This is a genomic window from Ruegeria sp. YKSE079, from assembly GCF_059612845.1.
Map to the genome: position 1 here is coordinate 89,748 of NZ_JBXWRJ010000013.1, position 18,379 is coordinate 108,126.

An 18,379-nucleotide genomic window follows, 5' to 3' on the forward strand; every position below is an offset into this window, starting at 1 on the left:
AGGCAGCTTACTCAGCAAATGATGAGTTGAACTCATCGGTAGACAGAATGCTTCCGTCCCTGCCCGCACTCAGAGCCTTTGACGCCGCTGCCCGCCTCGGAAGCTTCCGTGCCGCAGCTGAAGCCCTGTCGATCAGCGCTACGGCGATCAGCCACCATGTACGCGGTCTGGAAGAGCAGTTGGGTACAAAGCTTTTCCACCGTGTGGGGCGCAACGTCACCCTGAGCGAAGACGGTCAGCGCCTGGCGTCTGCGACAGGAGAAGCTTTCAGCCTGCTCGAAGTGGCGGTCGAAAGCTTCCGAGTGGGACGACGCAAAACTGTTCGCGTGGCCGCCGGGCCGATATTCACTGCAAGATGGCTGATGCCGCGGATCAGTGATTTCTGGGAAACCTATTCCGGAGTCGAGCTGGAATTTGTACCGACATATCGCCCTGGTGATCTTTCAGGCAACAACGCAGACATTGTGATCCGCTGGGAGCGCCTGCAGGACATGGCGGTTGGAGCACACAAGCTGATCGAATTGCAACCGATCGCCGTCGCAAGCCCCGGCTTCATTGCCCGGTTCGGTCCCTTTGCAAGTGCCGAGGACCTGCTTGCGGTGCCGATCCTGCATCAGCGCAACCACTGGGGTTGGATCGACTGGTTTGCCGCACAGGGTATCAAGATACCCCAGCCGATGCGCGGCGCGGTATTCGAAGACGCAAATGTGCTGATACGTGGGGCCGCACAGGGTCAAGGCGCCATTGTCGGCTGGCTCCCTCTGATCGAGCAAGATTTGAAAGATGGGCGAGTAACTCGTCTGTTTGACGAAGAGATCACTCCTACACACGGGTATTTTGTCGAAATTCGGGAAGAGGCGAAAACGAGACGAGAGGCACGCCTGGTCTTCGACTGGTTGATCGCCAGCAGCCAGGTTGCGCTGTAACAATGGTCTTCGGATCACTCTGACGTTCATTCAAACGTGCTGCCAAAGGATCAGAACCTGAAACGGTAAACTTATTCGATACAAACCGCCATAATGTGACTGAGATTACATACATAATCCCGCGACAAGCTCACTCTAAAAGCAAGTTATTTGTTATTGGAGCGCTTGTTATGCCCACACCCAGACGTTCCCGCCTGTTTTCAATGATCTCGAATATGTTCCGCTCCGTCCGCCAATGTGCACGGATGCAGCATCGAGTGAACCGTCACCACTAGCAGTTCCAAAGACGCATCGGATTTTCGCGTTCTATCCTGCGACCCGAAAACTATGCGCGGGTCGGCGCCCGTCTGTGAGTTCCCCGATCGAATTCACCAAGGAATGCCGGTCAATCCCGAAGTGCCGGGACAGATCGCCAATGGTGCCGGTTTGCCCGAAATGCTCCACACCGTGCGAAATCGTACGGTGACCAGCGACTGACCCGAGCCAGGCCAATGTTGCCGGATGGCCGTCGATGGCCGTGACGATCGTGCAATGTCGCGGCAGATCGCCCATGAGCGTCTCGACATGCGATCTGGCGTGGGGATTTCCGCGCGCGCGTTCGCGTTGCGCGGCGGTCCATCCGGCGTTCAGACGGTCGGCTGAGGTTACGGCCAGCACACCGACATCACGACGCAACTCGCCAATCGTACCTGCAGCGGCAATCGCCTCGTCGGCAACCGCGCCCTGATAGGCGATGACCACCGAGCAATTGGGGCCGGGCTTTCGCAGCCAGTATGCGCCGTCAATCGTTCCCTGCAAAAACGCGTCATCGACACGCTTTCCGGGCTGCTCCAGCGGCTTTGTGGTCAGCCGCAGATAAACCGACCCGCCAGTTTCATCCCGCAACCATGTCCGCTCGTCCGGATCGCCTTCGCCATCGCGTTGAAGATAGTCGAAGGCCCATTGCATGATGACGGCCAGTTCATCGGCAAAGGCAGGTTCAAAGGCCGCTAGCCCGTCCTGCGACATACCGATAAGCGGTGTGCCGATCGACTGATGCGCCCCGCCTTCTGGGGCCAGCGTGACCCCCGAAGGAGTTCCGACAATGAGGAAACGGGCATTCTGATAACAGGCATAGTTCAATGCATCGAGTCCTCGGCAGACAAACGGATCATAGACAGTTCCAATGGGAATGATCCGTTTGCCAAACAACGAATGCGAAAGACCGGCAGCGCCAAGAAGAAGCATCAGGTTCATCTCGGCAATTCCAAGCTCCAGATGCTGGCCCTGGGGGGCAAAGTTCCATTTCGCGGTAGACGGAATTCGATGTTCGATGAATGCATCGCGCTGTTCCTGCCGTGAAAACAGCTTGCGCCGGTTCACCCAGGGCCCAAGCCCAGTGGTTCCCGTTACATCGGGCGACGTGGTCAGAATGCGGGACGCCAGTTCGCTATTCCCTTTCGCCAGATCATCCAGGATCTTGCTGAATGCAGCCTGAGTGGACATCTCCCGCCCCGTTTCAATCGAGATGCCGGGTACCGGCAGAGGCGCGTCGGAGTACCTGCGCGGCCCTTTCGCAAAAAACGGAGAACTAGCAAGAAAGCGCCGCAGGCTTGCCGGATCAGTGACGGTGGCGAACGGGTCCCACTCCTGCCCCTCCGGCACCCCCATATGGGACTGCCATTCGACCATTTGCGCCTTGGTCATCAGCCCGCCGTGATTGTCCTTGTGACCCGCAATCGGCGTACCCCAACCCTTGATCGTGTAGGCCAGAAAACAGGTCGGGCGGTCGTGATCAATGGCGGCAAAGGTGTCGGCCATCGTCTCGACGCAGTTGCCGCCGAGGTTTTCCATCAGCGCGGCCAGTTCCGCATCGCTGCGCCGATTCAACAGGGCCGTCACGTCCCCCTGATCGCCCAGATCATCCATCAACCGCTGGCGCCATACAGAACCGCCCATATAGGTCAGGGCTGAATAAACCGCATTCGGGCAGGCATCGATCCAGTCTTTCAGCTGTTCGCCGCCGGCTTCTTCAAATGCCGCCCGTTGCAATACGCCATATTTCACGCGCACCACGTCCCAGCCGAAGGCTTGGAAAACCTTTTCGACCCGTTCAAACAGACCTTCGCGCACGATGCCGTCCAGCGACTGTCGATTATAATCGATGATCCACCAGCAATTGCGCAGGTCGTTCTTCCAACCCTCCTGAAGAACCTCATAGACGTTGCCTTCGTCCAGTTCGGCATCGCCAACCAGCGCCACCATGCGCCCGGTTATGGCGTCGTTCCCCCAGTCCTTGGCCTTGATGTAGTCCTGAACCAGCGAGGCAAGCGCCGTGATCCCGACGCCGAGACCCACCGACCCGGTCGAGAAATCGACGTCATCCACATCCTTGGTCCGACTGGGGTAGCTTTGCACACCGCCAAAACCGCGGAAATTCTCCATGTTCTCGCGCGTCTGATTTCCCATCAGATATTGCATCGCGTGAAAGACCGGGCTGGCATGCGGTTTGACGGCTACCCGATCCTCGGGTCGCAGCGCCGAGAAATAGAGCGCCGTCATGATCGACACCATCGAGGCGGAGCTGGCCTGATGCCCGCCGATTTTTATCCCGTCCGTCTTGGGCCGGATGTGGTTCGCGTTATGGATCATCCAATGCGACAGCCACAGCAACCGCTGTTCGATGGTTTTGAGATACATCAGATCGGCGGTCATGATCGCGCTCCTTACTCGGCGGCAAAGCGCATGTTACGCGGCAATGCCTGATCCAGATCGGCCAGAATATCCTCGACCTCTTCCAACCCTACCGAAAGACGGATTAATCCGTCGCTGATTCCATGCTCGGCGCGTTCCTCTGGCGTATAAGTAGAATGCGTCATCGAGGCCGGGTGTTGAATGAGCGTCTCGGCATCGCCCAGCGAGACCGCGCGCTGGATCATTTTCAGGCGGTTCATCAATGTGGTTCCCGCCTGCAATCCGCCTTCGATTTCAAACGCGATCATCGCGCCGGGTTTGGCCATCTGGCGTTCGGCCACGTCATGCTGTGCAAAGCTTTCCAAACCGGGAAAATGAACCGCAGATACTGTCGGATGCGCCTCCAGCCAATCGGCAACCACGACGGCCGAAGCGCAATGGCGATCCATGCGCAGCGCCAGCGTTTTCAACCCGCGCAGGATCAGCATCGCGTTAAAGGGTGCCATGACCGCGCCGGTCATGTCCTTCATACCCACGAGACGAATTTCCTTGATCTGCCCGGCGGTGCCGGCGACCAACCCGGCAACGACATCCCCATGACCCCCGAGATACTTGGTCGCGGAATGCAGAACGATATCCGCACCCAATTCTATGGGTCGGGTCAGATAGGGCGTCGCATAGGTGTTGTCGACCACTACGGTGGACCCGGCCTGATGTGCGATTTCGGATACTGCCGCGATGTCGACCAGCCGCATGTTCGGGTTGGCCGGGGTCTCGAAATAAACCACGCGGGTCTTGCTGCTGATTGCCTTGCGCAGATTCTCGGGATCCGTCATGTCGACATGGGTGATGGTCACGCCCCATTTGGTCAGCCCGTGACGCATATAGGCAAAGGTGCAGCCATAAAGTGTTTTGTCGACGATCACCTCGTCGCCGGGACTGAGAAGGGTCCACAAGACGGCCGTCACTGCACCCATCCCGCTGCTCAGTGCCAGACCGGCCTCGGCCCCTTCCAGCGTGGCGATGCGTTTTTCCAACAGATCACAGGTCGGGTTCGAGATACGGCTGTAGATGTGGCCCTCACGCTCACCAGCAAACATTTCACCGCCTGCTTCGGCGGTTTCAAAGGCAAAGGTCGATGTCAGGTGCAAGGGTGGCGTCAGCGCACCCTCGTTCTGTTGCGGATCATAGGCGTGATGGATGGCGCGGGTGGCGAATCCCTTGGACGTGCTCATGGCAAACCTCATATCTGTGCTTGAGGCATGATGAACCACTCTCCTAGATAATTAATTGCAAACTATGCCAGCATTAGTTACTATTTTGGCATATTCTGCCAATGGACTCGCAAATGGACGCCAAAGACCGTCAAATCATCCGCGCCTTGCAGAAAAACGGGCGCATGACCAATCAGGACCTCGCTGAAGAAGTGAACCTATCGCCCTCACCCTGTCTGAGACGAGTTCGAATTCTCGAGTCCTCAGGGGCAATCCGGGGATATATGGCCGATGTTGACCCGACTACTTATGGTCTGCCAGTCACGGTCTTTGTCCGCATCCGGCTGGAGCGGCACAATGAAGAAGACGTGCAGCGGTTCGAGCGGCGTATCCAGATGATAGACGAAGTGCTCGAGTGCCATATCCTGACAGGCGCTACCGATTATCAACTCAGGGTCGTGGTATCGGGGCTGGACGCTTACGAGGATTTCATCCGCAATCGCATACACCCGATTGGCGGCATTGCCTCGATCGATACCAGCTTCGTCTACAGCACGGTGAAGCGGACAGCCGTGTTTCCATCGACCGATTGAACAAGAAAAACCGCCCGGCAAACCCGGGCGGCCTGTAAGATCAGTCCCTAACTCAGCCCAATATCCGCGGCAGGCGAAGTCCGTGCTCGCGGGCGCAGTCCTTGGCGATCTGGTATCCGGCATCTGCATGGCGCCACACCCCCGAGGCGGGGTCGTTCCACAGGACACGCTCCAACCGCCGCGCGGCATCCTCGGTACCGTCCGCGCAGATCACCACGCCTGCATGCTGGCTGAACCCCATGCCGACGCCGCCACCATGGTGCAGCGACACCCAGGTCGCCCCTGACGCGGTGTTGATCAAGGCATTCAATAGCGGCCAGTCCGAAACCGCGTCCGAGCCATCGAGCATCGCTTCGGTTTCACGGTTGGGAGAGGCAACCGAGCCCGAATCCAGATGGTCGCGCCCGATCACCACCGGCGCTTTCAACTCACCACTCGCAACCATCTCATTGAAGGCCAGACCCGCCCGATGACGGTCACCCAAACCGATCCAGCAGATGCGCGCCGGCAGACCCTGAAACGCGATCCGCTCCCGCGCCATGTCAAGCCAGCGGTGCAAGTGCTCGTTCTCGGGGAACAACTCCTTCATCTTGGCGTCGGTCTTGTAGATATCCTCGGGGTCGCCAGACAGCGCACACCAACGGAAGGGGCCAATGCCCTTGCAAAACAGCGGGCGGATATAAGCGGGAACGAAACCGGGAAAGGCAAAGGCGTTTTCCAGCCCTTCATCAAGTGCCACCTGCCGGATGTTGTTGCCGTAATCCAGCGTCGGAACGCCCGCGTTCCAGAAATCGACCATCGCCGCAACGTGCTGTTTCATGGACGCCCGCGCGGCCTTTTCGACCGACTTAGGGTCTGTTTCCCTCTTTTCGCGCCACTGAGCCATGGTCCAGCCCAAAGGCAAATAGCCGTTTACCGGATCATGGGCGCTGGTCTGGTCGGTAACGATGTCAGGACGCATTCCACCGTCTATCATGCGGCGGTAGATCTCGGGGAAAACCTCGGCGGCGTTGCCCAGCAGCCCAACCGATTTCGCTTCGCCCGCCCTGGTCCAGCGGTCGATCATTTCCAACGCCTCGTCCAGGGTCTCGGCCTTTTCATCGAGGTATCTGGTACGCAGGCGGAAATCGATGCTATCCGGGTTGCACTCGACTGCCAGACAGCAGGCTCCGGCGAACACCGCCGCCAGTGGCTGTGCTCCGCCCATGCCGCCCAGCCCACCTGTCAGTATCCACTTGCCCTTGAGGTTGCCGTCATAGTGCTGGCGCCCGGCCTCGGCGAATGTTTCGTAAGTGCCCTGAACGATGCCCTGCGTGCCAATGTAGATCCAGGACCCGGCGGTCATCTGGCCGTACATCATCAGGCCCTTCTTATCGAGCTCGTTGAAATGATCCCAGTTGGCCCAGTGCGGCACGATGTTGGAGTTCGCGATCAGCACGCGCGGCGCGTCCTTGTGGGTGCGGATAATCGCAATCGGTTTGCCGGACTGGACGATCAGGGTCTCGTCCTCTTCAAGATCCTTGAGGCTGGCCACGATGGTGTCGAAGTCATCCCAGGTGCGCGCCGCGCGTCCGATGCCGCCATAGACCACCAGTTCATGCGGGTTCTCGGCCACGTCCGGGTGCAGGTTGTTCATCATCATCCTGAGCGGCGCCTCGGTGACCCAGCTTTTTGCATTCAACTCGGGGCCGGTGGGGGGATAGACGTCGCGGGTATTCTTGCGCGGATCGCTCATGACTGGGCTCCTTTTTCGGTCAGATCGCCCGACAGGGCGAGGTCGCGGAGGTGTTCAAGCATCGCTTTCAGATGCGGTCGAAGGGTTGCGGCACGGTCCTCGCGCCAACTCCAGGGCGGGGTTTCGTCCAGATAGGCGCGCTGCGCGATTTCCATCTGAATCGCGTGGATGCCTGTTTCGGGGCGACCATAGTGGCGCGTTGCCCAGCCGCCCTTGAAACGGCCATTGAGCACCGAGCTGTATCCTGTGGCCGAGGATGCTATGCCAACCACCGCCTTCTCGATCAGCGGATGACAGGTCGCGCCATTGTTGGTGCCGGTATTGAATACGGGCAATTCGCCATCGAACAGGAACGGGATCAACGAGCGGATGGAATGACAGTCGAACAGGATCGCCGTGCCGTGCCTTGCCCGCACCCGATCCAGCTCCTGTCTCAGTGCCGCGTGATACGGCGCATGGTATTTTTGCCGCCGCTCTTCGACTTCGTCCGCCGATGGCTCCTGCCCTTCTGTCCAGATCGCCCGCCCGTCGAAATCAGTAAGCGGCACCAGAGTGGTCGTGTTCTGACCAGGGTAAAGCGACACGCCCGCAGGGTCGCGGTTGGCGTCGACGACATAGCGGTGAACATGCGACTGAACGACCGTCATATCGGTCAAAAGACCCGAATAGAGTCTGTTTATGTGCCAATCCGTGTCTGCCAGCCCGCGCCCGGTTTCGTTCAGGCGCGCGGCGATGTCATCGGGCACATGGGTGCCGCCATGAGGCTGGCCAAGAACAATGGGGCCGTCACCACGCAGGACATCGCAAACCTGCATCAGACCAACTCCGGCATATCGACACCGACGGCGGACAGAACCGTGCCTGCGGCCACTAGAGATTTGATAGTTTCAAGTTCGGGCGCGAGATAGCGATCGTCCGTCAGGGGCGGGATATCGGCCCGAACCCGGTCAATCACGCGCTGTAGTGGGGCGCTGGTTGCAAGCGGTGAACGGAATTCCACGCCCTGTGCCGCGCACAGCAATTCGATCCCCAGAATGTAGTTGAGGTTGTTCACCATGCGCCCCAACCGCCGCGCGCCATGGGCGGCCATCGAAACGTGATCCTCCTGATTGGCCGAGGTCGGCGTGCTGTCCGTGACACAGGGATTGGCCAGATGCTTGTTCTCGCTCATCAATGCAGCGGTGGTCACTTCGGCAATCATCATGCCCGAGTTCAACCCGGGCTTAGGCGTCAGAAACGGCGGCAGGTCGAAACTCAACGTCGGGTCCACCATCAGCGCGATACGACGCTGTGCAATGGCACCGATTTCTGAAACGGCGAGGGCAATCATGTCCGCGGCAAAGCCAACCGGCTCTGCATGGAAGTTTCCGCCCGAAACGATGGCTTCGGGGTCAGACAAAACCAGAGGATTGTCAGTGGCGGCGTTCGCCTCAATGGTCAACGTCGCAGCGGCCTGTCGCAAAACATCCATCGCGGCACCTGTCACCTGCGGCTGGCAGCGAATGCAATAAGGGTCCTGCACCCGCGTGTCGCCCTCGCGATGGCTTTCGCGGATTTCCGAACCCTCAAGCACGACCCGCATCGCACCTGCCGCCTCGATCTGCCCCCGGTGACCGCGCAATTCGTGAATCTGGGGCTGCAGCGGGGCGGTGGATCCCATGATCGCATCGGTCGATGCCGCGGCGATCACCAGCGCGTTCTGCGCCGCGCGCCACGCTTCGAAAAGCCCAGCCAAGGCAAAGGCCGTCGAGAATTGGGTGCCGTTGATAAAGGCCAGCCCCTCTTTCGGACCAAGCTGAATCGGCTCTAATCCAACCGATTTCAATGCCTCAGCACCCGGCGCTACCTGTCCGTTCACCTCCGCTTCGCCCTCGCCGATGACCACAGCGGTCATATGCGCCAACGGCGCCAGATCACCCGATGCTCCGACCGAACCCTGCGCCGGTATCACCGGCGTGACGCCACGCGCCAGCATCTGCTGCAAAAGTTCGATCAGCTCCCACCGCACACCCGATGCACCGCGGCCAAAGGACAACAGCTTTAACGTCATCATCAGCCGAGCAAGCCGACGCGGAACAGCTTCGCCCACACCACAGCAATGGCTGAGGATCAGGTTGCGCTGCAGGGTCGAGGTATCCTCGGGCGCAATCTTTAGGCTGGCGAGTTTTCCAAAGCCGGTATTGACGCCGTAAACCGCCTTGTCCCCCGCCGCGGCCTCGGCAATCCGCGCTGCGGCCGCCTGAACCTGAGGTTTGCAGCCCTCGTCCAACAGGATCGGAGTTTCTTTCCAATAGATTTCGGCCAGCTCGGACAGGGTGACTATGCCCGGAGTGAGCTTCAAGACGCTCATTCAGTGCCTCCAAAGATGCGTTTGTACAATGGGTTGAAGCCGATGCGATAGGCCAGTTCGGCCGGGTGTTCGACGTCCCATACCGCCAGATCGGCCCGCTGACCGAGCGCGATTGTGCCCGTGTCGTTCAGACCCAATGCACGGGCCGCTTCACGAGTGGCCCCGGCCAGCGTCTCTTCGGGCGTCATCCGGAACAAGGTGCAGGCCATGTTCATTGTCAGCAAAAGTGAGGTCAGCGGTGACGAGCCCGGATTGCAATCGGTCGCCAATGCCATCGGCACCTTGTGCCGACGCAGCTGGTCGATAGGCGGTACCTGTGTTTCGCGCAGGGTATAGAACGCCCCAGGCAGGACCACCGCGACGGTTCCGGCGTCTGCCATCGCGGCCACCCCCTCTTCGTCGAGATACTCGATATGATCCGCAGATAGCGCGCCATACGAGGCCGCAAGTTTGGCACCGCCCAGGTTCGAGAGCTGTTCGGCATGCAACTTGACCGGCAATCCCAGCGCTTTCGCCGTATCGAAAACACGGGCGATTTGCCCGGGGTCAAAGGCGATCCCTTCGCAGAACCCGTCCACCGCATCGACAAGCCCTTCGGCATGGGCCGCACGCAGGGCCGGTATGCAGACCTCGTCGATATAGGCATCATCGCGGCCCTTGTATTCGGGCGGGACCGCATGCGCACCCAGAAATGTGGTTTTGACGCGGACCGGGCGCACCTGCTCAATCCGGCGGGCAGCGCGAAGCATGCGCAACTCTGTTTCCTGATCCAGACCGTAACCGGACTTGACCTCGATACAGCTGACGCCTTCTGCCAACAGGGCATCGACCCGCGGCAGGGCATCAGCGAGCAGCTGATCTTCGGACGCGGCGCGGGTGCCATTCACAGTCGACAGGATACCACCACCTGCACGGGCTATTTCTTCGTACGAGGCACCGTTCAGCCGCATCTCGAACTCGACCGCGCGATTGCCGCCGAACACCACGTGCGTGTGGCAATCGATCAAGGCGGGCGTGACAAGCCGACCGCCAAGATCCTCTACCTGCCAACCCGTGAACGCGTCCGGCAGCAGGGACGCAGCGCCGACCCACGCGATCTTGCCGCCTTCAACAGCAACCGCGCCGTTCGGTATCATCCCATACGGGGTCGCGGCGTCATCCAATGTGGCAACCTGCGCACCGCGAAGAACGAATTTTTCGGTCATGACGATTCTTTGGGGCTCCCCTTTCGAGTTATTTTTTCGTATACGTATATAAAATTAAAGTCTACACAAAAGAGCGTCTGATGAAAATCCATGCAAAAACCGCCTTGTTAGGCTCTGATTGGGCAAGTGATCTAAGGGTGACGATTGCAGATGGCCGGATTGCCGTCATCGAATCCGATGTCGCTCCGGCCCCGGATGACCTGCAGGTGGATACCCTGCTTCCGTCATTGGCCAACCTGCACAGCCACGCCTTTCAACGCGCCATGGCGGGTATGACCGAGGTGCGCGCGGCGGGCAAAGAAAGCTTCTGGACGTGGCGCACGCTGATGTATCGCTTTCTGGACCGGTTGACTCCCGAGCAGGTCGAAGCCATCGCCGCGCTTGTTTTCATGGAGATGCAGGAAGCCGGGTATGCTTCGGTCGGTGAGTTCCACTATGTCCATCACCAGCCGGGGGGACAGACCTATGATCACCTCTCCGAACTGAGTCAACGCATCTTTGCCGCTGCGGCCCAGACCGGGATCGGCCTGACCCATCTGCCGGTGCTCTACACCTATGGCGGTGTCAATCAGGAAAGCCTTGCCGGAGGTCAGTTGCGGTTTGGCAATGACGTGGATCGGTTTCTGAGGCTTGTCGACGAATGCAAGGCAATCGGTGGGATGCCCCCTGACACCCAGGTCGGCATCGCGCCGCATTCCCTGCGGGCCACTTCGCCTGCCGATTTGTCCGAGGTTCTGGCGCAAGTACCCTGCGGGCCGATCCACATCCACATTTCGGAACAGCTCAAGGAAGTCGCCGACGTCCGGGCAAAGCTCGGCCAACGGCCAGTCGAATGGCTGTTGGAAAACATAGATGTGGATCGCCGCTGGTGCCTGATCCACGCAACCCACATGACTGATGCCGAAACCGCCGGTCTGGCGCAATCCGGCGCGGTTGCCGGGCTGTGCCCGATTACCGAAGCCAATCTGGGCGATGGCATTTTCAATGGCGCCGTCTATGTCGAAAACAAGGGCGCGTTTGGCGTTGGATCAGACTCTAACGTAAGGATTTCGCTAGTCGAAGAACTCCGCACGCTGGAGTATTCGCAGCGCTTGCGCGACATGGCGCGAACCGTGCTTGTTCCCGGCGAAGGTTCGGTCGGTCATACTCTATATACCGGGGCCGCACTGGGCGGCGCACAGGCCCTTGGCCGGGACGCCGGTGAGATCGCTGTCGGCAGGCTTGCCGATATGGTTGCAATCAACCGCGAACACCCGACCCTGTGTGCGCTGGAGGAATGGCAACTGCTGGACGGGCTGTGTTTCGCGGCTTCCGACACAGTGGTGACAGATCTGTGGTCTGCCGGCCGGCACAGGGTTCGGAACGGAAGGCACGTGGAACGAGACGCGATCACCTCGCGGTATCGCAAGGCCATTGCCGACCTGCTGCGCGATGTCTAAACGTTTCAAACACACCAACGGTCCCCGCCAATGAACCAGAACACGGAAACAACCAGCTATCGCGACATCAAGCGGATCGTTCTGGACCGCATCCGTTCGGGTGAGTGGCGGCCAGACTCTCTGTTGCCCAACGAACAGGATCTGGCGGTCGAGTTCTCCTGTACCCGAACGACAGTGAACCGCGCCTTGCGGGAATTGGCGGACGAAGGGTTTCTGGAGCGGCGCCGCAAAGCTGGCACTCGGGTTCTCAGTTCCCCGCAACGGCAGGCCCGCTTCACGATACCGCTGGTTCGGGACGAAGTCGAAGCAATGGGCGGCACCTATCGCTATGCCCTGGTTTCGGCCGAATTGAATGGCGCGCCTGAATGGCTGGGCGCGCGACTGCGGCTGGAGGCAGGGCAAAAGGTGATGCATGTACGATGCATGCACTATTCGAACAACACGCCATTCCAGTACGAGGATCGGTGGATCGTCGTCGACAGCGTGCCAGAAGTCGAAACAGCCGATTTTTCCGTCGTCGGACCAAATGACTGGCTGGTGCAGACCGTGCCCTTCACCAACGTCGAGCTGACCTTTCTGGCCAGCCGTGCAGACGCCACTCTGGCCGGGTTTCTGGATGTTCCCGAAGGAGAGCCGGTTTTCACCGCCGAGAGGATCACGTGGCTGCAAGGGCGCCCAGTCACCTTTGCCAAGTTCTATTTCGCGGCCGGATACCGGATGACAACGCAAATCTGACCTGCGCCGCTGCGCACTCTTTACCATTCGGCCAAACCAAGACACTTTCCAGAACACCACATGCGCCGCTTCGGTTCAGGAAAGGATGCGCCCATGGCCAACCCGCTTTATGATCGTCTGTTCGGAAAACACATCGGCAAACAGACACCTTTCCTGTATCTGCCCGATGACACGGTGATCACCCATTCCTCATTCCTGGACACCGCCGCGCGGATCGCAAATGCGCTTTGCGGGCTGGGGTTGGAGGCAGGTGATCGCGTGGCTGTGCAGGTGCACAAATCGCCCGAAGCCTTGGCTCTTTATGCCGCCTGCGCTCAGGCCGGGTTGATCTTTCTGCCACTCAATACTGCATATACTGTCGATGAACTGACCTATTTCATTGAAAACAGCGGCGCGAAACTGGTGGTGTGCGACGCCGCCAGTGAAGACGATCTGCAGCCCGTCACCGAAGGGCTGGACGCGCAAATAGCAACGCTCAACGCTGATGGGTCTGGCAGCTTGATGCGCCGTGCGCTGGGTATGCTTCCGGCCTTTGCTCCGATCAGGAGGAGCGCAGAAGATCTGGCCGCTTTCCTCTATACCTCGGGCACGACAGGCCGATCCAAAGGAGCGATGCTGACGCAAGAGAACCTGCTTTCGAACGCCGAAGTTTTGGCGAAGGAATGGCGGTTTACCGCAGATGACGTGTTGCTGCACGCCCTGCCGATATTCCATACCCACGGCTTGTTCGTTGCCACAAACATCGTGTTGGCGACCGGCGGCAGCATGATCTTTCTGCCCGGATTCGACCTGGATGAAATCCTGGGCCTGATGCCGCGTGCCACGTCGATGATGGGGGTGCCGACCTTTTACACCCGTCTTCTGGGCGATCCGCGTTTCACCCGCGAACTGGCATCGCACATGCGCCTCTTTGTTTCCGGCTCTGCCCCGCTGCTTGCCGATACCCATGTGCAATTCGAAGACCGCACCGGTCACCGTATCCTTGAACGCTATGGAATGACCGAAACGAACATGAACACATCAAACCCTTACGACGGCGAACGTCGTGCCGGAACTGTGGGCTTTCCCTTGCCGGGCATAGACTTGAAAATCACCAACCCGGAAACCGGAGAAATCCTGCCGCAGGGTGAAATCGGCCTGATTGAGGTTCGCGGGCCGAATGTGTTCAAGGGTTATTGGCAGATGCCCGAGAAGACCGCCGCCGAGCTGCGTGAGGACGGGTTCTTTATCACCGGCGATCTGGGGCGGATCGACGAGGCCGGCTATGTCCAGATCGTGGGGCGCAACAAGGATCTGATCATCTCGGGCGGCTACAACATCTATCCCAAGGAAATCGAACTGGTTCTTGACGAACAACCCGGAATTCTGGAAAGCGCTGTGATCGGTGTTCCGCATCCGGATTTCGGGGAAACCGTACTGGGCATTCTGGTCCCCGAGGCCGGGGCCAATCCCGACCTGGAGGCCGTGATGGCTTCGGTGCGGTCCAGCCTTGCCCGTTTCAAACACCCGCGCAAGCTGATCGTGATGGATGAATTGCCCCGCAACACGATGGGCAAGGTTCAGAAAAACCTTCTACGGAATACCTTCAAAGACCTGTTTTCCAGCGGCTGATGCAGAAACTCACCTGCAAAAGGGAAATTCTTTCAGCGCCTGGCGACCCCGTTTCGTCAGCAACCAGCACTCACGCCCCTCGAAAACGGCGCAAGCCAATGGCCGCCCATATCCTGCACCAGCGTCAAGGTTGACACGGTTTCCCCGATGCTCTGCATGCTTGGCCGGCGTATGACCGTGCACCACCAGCCATGGATGTTCACGCAGGTCTTCCAGAAACTCGTACCGTATCCAGATCAGGTCATCCTCAGTTTGCTGTTCCAGCGGCACCCCGGGACGAATACCGGCATGAACGAACAGCAGATCACCGTCACGGTGATAGTTTACCAAGCCGTCCAAAAATCGCAGATGTTCTTCGGGAACCGCCTCGCGCGCCTGCTCATGGATCTGGAAAATTCGGCTGTCTTCACTCAGGTGCACGCCATAAGAGGCCAGCGTTTCGACCCCGCCCAGGCGTTCGTGCAGCCAGTGATGGCCAACCAGAAGGCGATCATCGTTGGCCGGATAGTCCTGCATGAAAAGCGAGAACATCCGGTCATGATTGCCCCGCAACATGATCCAGTCCCGGCCTGCCCGCTGGCCTTCGATCAGCAAATCCAGCACTCCCCGGCTGTCCGGGCCCCGGTCGGTATAGTCACCCAGAAAGACCACACGCGCATTCGCGCCGCCATCCGACTCGATCCGGGCCAGTGCGTCCTCAAGCATCGTGCGCTGACCGTGAATGTCGCCGATTGCATAAATGGGCTGTGGCAAATTGGTTCTCCGCAATTTTCCCTTTTATTGAACGAGTTGGTTCTCAGAAGGAAGGGGAATGATCCAGGCGCGCCATCAGCATTGCAATCTGGTCACGCAACCACACATGCGCGGGTGTGTTGGTCGTGCGCTTGTGCCAAACCATCATGATGTTCACCGGCTCGACGTCGATAGGCGCCTGATACAAGTCAAGTTCGACACGCGGTGCGACCCGTTCCGCAAGTTGATGTGGCATCAACGCAATCAGATCGCTTTGCGATACCGCGTTGTAGACGCCTGAAAAGACCGGCATGGTCATGGCGACCTTTCGGGTCCGTCCAACCTTTTCCAGCGCCGCGTCGCCCAATGCCTTCAGGTTGCCCTCGGGGGAAAACAGAACATGCTGCAAGTCACAAAACAGTTTGAGCGGAATTATATCACCCGGGCTTAGGCCACTGGCGGCAAGTCTTGGGTGTCCCTTTCGCGCAATGACGACGAAATGCGAACGGTGCAGAAAACGCGACCCGACCCAGTCAGGAAATCCGGTTCGCGGCAGTATCGCAATGTCGACTCCAAACTGATCCAGCGAATGAACATAGTTGTCTGGCACCAGATCCACCAATTGCACTCTCATGCGCGGCGCATGATGGGACAGATGATCGGCCAACTGAGGCAGCAGCATTTCGGCATAAAAATCGCTGCCTGAAATCTTGAACCGGGCGTCGGAGAGTTTCGGGTCGAACCCCTTTGGGCCGGTCAGCAGGGTTTCCGTGGTTTCCAGAAGTTCCCTCAACGGAGCCTTCAGCCTTCTGGCATAGTCCGTCGGTACCAGCTTTCTGCCCTTGCGTATGAAAATCGGGTCGCCCAGCGCGTGCCGCAGTCGCCCCAAAGCAGCCGAAATTGCCGGTTGCGACAAACCGATACGCTTTCCGGCCAAGGTCGTTGATCCGGTTTCAAGCAGCGCATCCAGAACGCGCAGCAGGTTCAGATCGAAGCTTCTGAAATTCATGGTGTTAATATGTATAATAGTATCAATAAATTTCTCATATCAAAAAAGCCGGTGCAGGATCCGCCTGAATGAAACGGGCAGGCCAACGGAGGGGTCATGAAGGGCATAGCGTATTGGTTCATGGTTATAGCGGTTGTTGCCGCTTTGTGCGGGATGGCATGGGGCATTCACATGGCGGCGAGTCAGGATCACACCCTGTCACCTGCACATGGACATCTGAACTTGCTGGGATGGGTCAGTTGCGCGATTTACGCGTTCTATTACCATCTGGTTCCCGAGGCGGCTCAAGGTCCGTTGCCGCGCCTACACTTCGCACTGTCATTGGCGTCTCTGGTGATCCTCGCGCCGGGAATCGCGCTGGCCATTCTCGGGCAAGGCGATGGTATGGCCAAGTTGGGATCAGTTCTTGCGTTGGCTGCGATGGCAAGCTTTGGCTTTATCGTCATTCGCACCGCTCGGGTAGCGCGAGAGATCCACGTATGAGAGTGGGAAGCCGAGTGTGAAAACGCCGCGTGGTGGGGCGGCGTTTCCGCAGTTGGTGTATCAGGCGACGTCGAACTCCAGCGGCTTGATCTGGGTAAACAACCCGGTTTCGGCCAGCTTGGCCCGCGCCTCGGCCGGAACCTGTTCATCAACGTAAAGCAAGGCAATCGCCTCACCCCCTGCCGCAGCGCGACCGAGCGTAAAGTTGGCGATGTTGACGCCATGCTCGCCCATGGTTCCACCCAAAGTACCGATGATGCCGGGGACATCCTCGTTGGTGGTATAAAGCATGTGCGCGCCGACCTCGGCATCGATATTGATACCCTTGATCTGGATGAACCGGGGCTTGCCATCAGAAAACACGGTGCCCGCAATCGAACGTTCTCGTTTGTTGGTAACCACTGTTACCTTGATGTAGCCATCGAATGACCCGGACTTGTCCTGATTGGTCGTCGAAATCTGAATCCCGCGCTCTTTAGCCACGACCGGGGCCGAGACCATGTTCACCTCGGGGTTCGATTTCTTCATGATCCCCGCGACCAGCGCACAGTTGAGTGCGGCAAGGTTCATCTCCGAGGCGACACCATCGTATAGGATGTTGATGGCCTTGATCGGTTCATCGGTCATCTGGCCGACAAAACTGCCCAGATGGCCCGCAAGCTTGATCCACGGCCCCATGACCCTGGCTTCTTCCGCCGTAACGCTCGGCATGTTCAAGGCATTTTCCACCGCACCTGTCAGCAGATAGTTCGAAATCTGCTCAGCCACCTGCAATGCCACGTTTTCCTGTGCTTCGGTCGTGGCGGCGCCCAGGTGAGGCGTGCAAACAACGTTGGGCAGATTGAACAACACATTGTCCTTTGCCGGCTCGACACTGAAAACGTCGAATGCTGCCCCGGCGACATGGCCGGATTTCAGCAGGTCAGCCAGCGCCTCTTCGTCCACCAGTCCCCCGCGGGCGCAGTTGATGATGCGCACGCCCTTCCTGGTTTTTTCCAGGTTTTCGCGACTCAGGATATTGCGCGTCTGATCGGTCAACGGCACGTGAAGCGTGATGAAATCGGCGCGCTTCAGCAACTCGTCAAGCTCGACCTTTTCGACACCCATCTTGTCCGCTTTCTCGTGGCTGAGATAGGGATCATAGGCGATCACTTTCATTTTCAAGCCATGCGCCCGCTCACAGACGATGCCGCCTATGTTGCCAGCGCCGATGACACCCAACGTCTTGTTGGTCAGTTCGATCCCCATGAACTTGGACTTTTCCCACCTGCCCGCATGGGTCGAGGCGCTGGCCTCGGGGATCTGACGTGCGACCGCAAACATCATCGCGATTGCATGTTCGGCGGTGGTGATCATGTTGCCAAAGGGCGTGTTCATCACGATCACACCTTTCTTGGACGCGGCATCCTTGTCGACATTGTCGGTGCCGATCCCGGCGCGACCAATGACCTTGAGCTTGTCGGCTCTTTCCAAAATCTTTTCGGTCACCTTGGTGGCCGAACGGATGGCGAGGCCGTCATATTGGCCGATGATTTCAGCCAGTTTTTCCTTGTCCTTGCCCACGTCGGGCAGGAAATCCACGTCGATTCCGCGGTCGCGGAAGATCTGAACGGCGGTTTCGCTCAGCTTGTCGGATACGAGTACTTTGGGGGCCATTTCAGTTGGTCCTTTGAG

At 58.8% G+C, this 18,379-nt stretch carries 15 protein-coding genes; 6 read left to right on the top strand and 9 right to left on the bottom strand.

The annotated features are described in order from the left end of the window. Positions 1 to 47: 47 nt before the first annotated feature. Positions 48 to 926 carry a LysR substrate-binding domain-containing protein gene (locus AC2FMY_RS13570; protein WP_496807521.1) on the top strand — a complete coding sequence of 293 codons (879 nt, stop codon included), beginning with the start codon at positions 48 to 50 and terminating at the stop codon, positions 924 to 926. A 306-nt stretch (positions 927 to 1,232) separates the two neighbouring features. On the opposite strand, the gene AC2FMY_RS13575 is transcribed toward AC2FMY_RS13570, so the two are convergent. Further along, a complete protein-coding gene (locus tag AC2FMY_RS13575; RefSeq protein ID WP_496746599.1) occupies positions 1,233 to 3,620 on the bottom strand; it encodes a thiamine pyrophosphate-binding protein in 2,388 nt (795 codons plus the stop codon). A gap of 11 nt (positions 3,621 to 3,631) precedes the next feature. Beyond that, positions 3,632 to 4,834, bottom strand: coding sequence for a methionine gamma-lyase (locus AC2FMY_RS13580; protein ID WP_496746597.1), 1,203 nt, complete (start codon positions 4,832 to 4,834; stop codon positions 3,632 to 3,634). Between the two features lie 113 nt (positions 4,835 to 4,947). On the opposite strand from AC2FMY_RS13580, the gene AC2FMY_RS13585 reads away from it, so the two are divergent. After that, positions 4,948 to 5,406 carry an Lrp/AsnC family transcriptional regulator gene (locus tag AC2FMY_RS13585; protein ID WP_480748870.1) on the top strand — a complete coding sequence of 153 codons (459 nt, stop codon included), beginning with the start codon at positions 4,948 to 4,950 and terminating at the stop codon, positions 5,404 to 5,406. 52 nt (positions 5,407 to 5,458) lie between these two features. Here AC2FMY_RS13585 and hutU read toward each other — a convergent pair whose 3' ends face one another. Genes hutU through hutI form a run of 4 tightly spaced genes read right to left on the bottom strand, consistent with a single transcriptional unit; the run spans position 5,459 to position 10,696 of the window. Beyond that, positions 5,459 to 7,141 carry a urocanate hydratase gene (gene hutU / locus AC2FMY_RS13590; RefSeq protein ID WP_496807522.1) on the bottom strand — a complete coding sequence of 561 codons (1,683 nt, stop codon included), beginning with the start codon at positions 7,139 to 7,141 and terminating at the stop codon, positions 5,459 to 5,461. Next, the gene (gene hutG, locus AC2FMY_RS13595; protein WP_496746593.1) at positions 7,138 to 7,956 is read right to left on the bottom strand and encodes an N-formylglutamate deformylase; all 819 of its coding nucleotides are present in this window, start codon (positions 7,954 to 7,956) and stop codon (positions 7,138 to 7,140) included. Before hutG ends, hutU begins: the two co-directional genes overlap by 4 nt. Continuing rightward, the gene (gene hutH / locus AC2FMY_RS13600; RefSeq protein WP_496807523.1) at positions 7,956 to 9,491 is read right to left on the bottom strand and encodes a histidine ammonia-lyase; all 1,536 of its coding nucleotides are present in this window, start codon (positions 9,489 to 9,491) and stop codon (positions 7,956 to 7,958) included. The genes hutG and hutH overlap by 1 nt, the downstream gene beginning before the upstream one ends. Further along, positions 9,488 to 10,696, bottom strand: a complete 1,209-nt coding sequence (gene hutI, locus AC2FMY_RS13605) for an imidazolonepropionase (protein ID WP_496807524.1) — start codon at positions 10,694 to 10,696, stop codon at positions 9,488 to 9,490. The genes hutH and hutI overlap by 4 nt, the downstream gene beginning before the upstream one ends. Before the next feature lie 80 nt (positions 10,697 to 10,776). Between hutI and AC2FMY_RS13610 the strand changes: the two genes are divergently transcribed. From AC2FMY_RS13610 to AC2FMY_RS13620, 3 genes are all read left to right on the top strand, one after another. Continuing rightward, the gene (locus tag AC2FMY_RS13610; protein WP_496807525.1) at positions 10,777 to 12,135 is read left to right on the top strand and encodes a formimidoylglutamate deiminase; all 1,359 of its coding nucleotides are present in this window, start codon (positions 10,777 to 10,779) and stop codon (positions 12,133 to 12,135) included. 30 nt (positions 12,136 to 12,165) lie between these two features. Then, positions 12,166 to 12,870: a histidine utilization transcriptional repressor HutC gene (hutC, locus tag AC2FMY_RS13615; RefSeq protein WP_496807526.1), complete on the top strand. Its 705-nt coding sequence runs from the start codon at positions 12,166 to 12,168 to the stop codon at positions 12,868 to 12,870. Positions 12,871 to 12,963: 93 nt separating this feature from the next. Beyond that, positions 12,964 to 14,481: a malonate--CoA ligase gene (locus AC2FMY_RS13620; protein WP_496807527.1), complete on the top strand. Its 1,518-nt coding sequence runs from the start codon at positions 12,964 to 12,966 to the stop codon at positions 14,479 to 14,481. Positions 14,482 to 14,490: 9 nt separating this feature from the next. On the opposite strand, the gene AC2FMY_RS13625 is transcribed toward AC2FMY_RS13620, so the two are convergent. After that, positions 14,491 to 15,234, bottom strand: a complete 744-nt coding sequence (locus AC2FMY_RS13625; protein WP_496746581.1) for a metallophosphoesterase family protein — start codon at positions 15,232 to 15,234, stop codon at positions 14,491 to 14,493. 43 nt (positions 15,235 to 15,277) lie between these two features. Next, positions 15,278 to 16,222, bottom strand: a complete 945-nt coding sequence (locus AC2FMY_RS13630) for a LysR family transcriptional regulator (protein WP_496746579.1) — start codon at positions 16,220 to 16,222, stop codon at positions 15,278 to 15,280. Positions 16,223 to 16,318: 96 nt separating this feature from the next. Here AC2FMY_RS13630 and AC2FMY_RS13635 point away from each other — a divergent pair, with 96 nt between their 5' ends. Beyond that, on the top strand, positions 16,319 to 16,705 hold the full coding sequence (locus AC2FMY_RS13635; protein WP_496746577.1) for a hypothetical protein: 387 nt from the start codon (positions 16,319 to 16,321) through the stop codon (positions 16,703 to 16,705). A gap of 60 nt (positions 16,706 to 16,765) precedes the next feature. Here AC2FMY_RS13635 and serA read toward each other — a convergent pair whose 3' ends face one another. Continuing rightward, a complete protein-coding gene (serA, locus tag AC2FMY_RS13640; RefSeq protein ID WP_496746576.1) occupies positions 16,766 to 18,361 on the bottom strand; it encodes a phosphoglycerate dehydrogenase in 1,596 nt (531 codons plus the stop codon). Positions 18,362 to 18,379 lie beyond the last annotated feature (18 nt).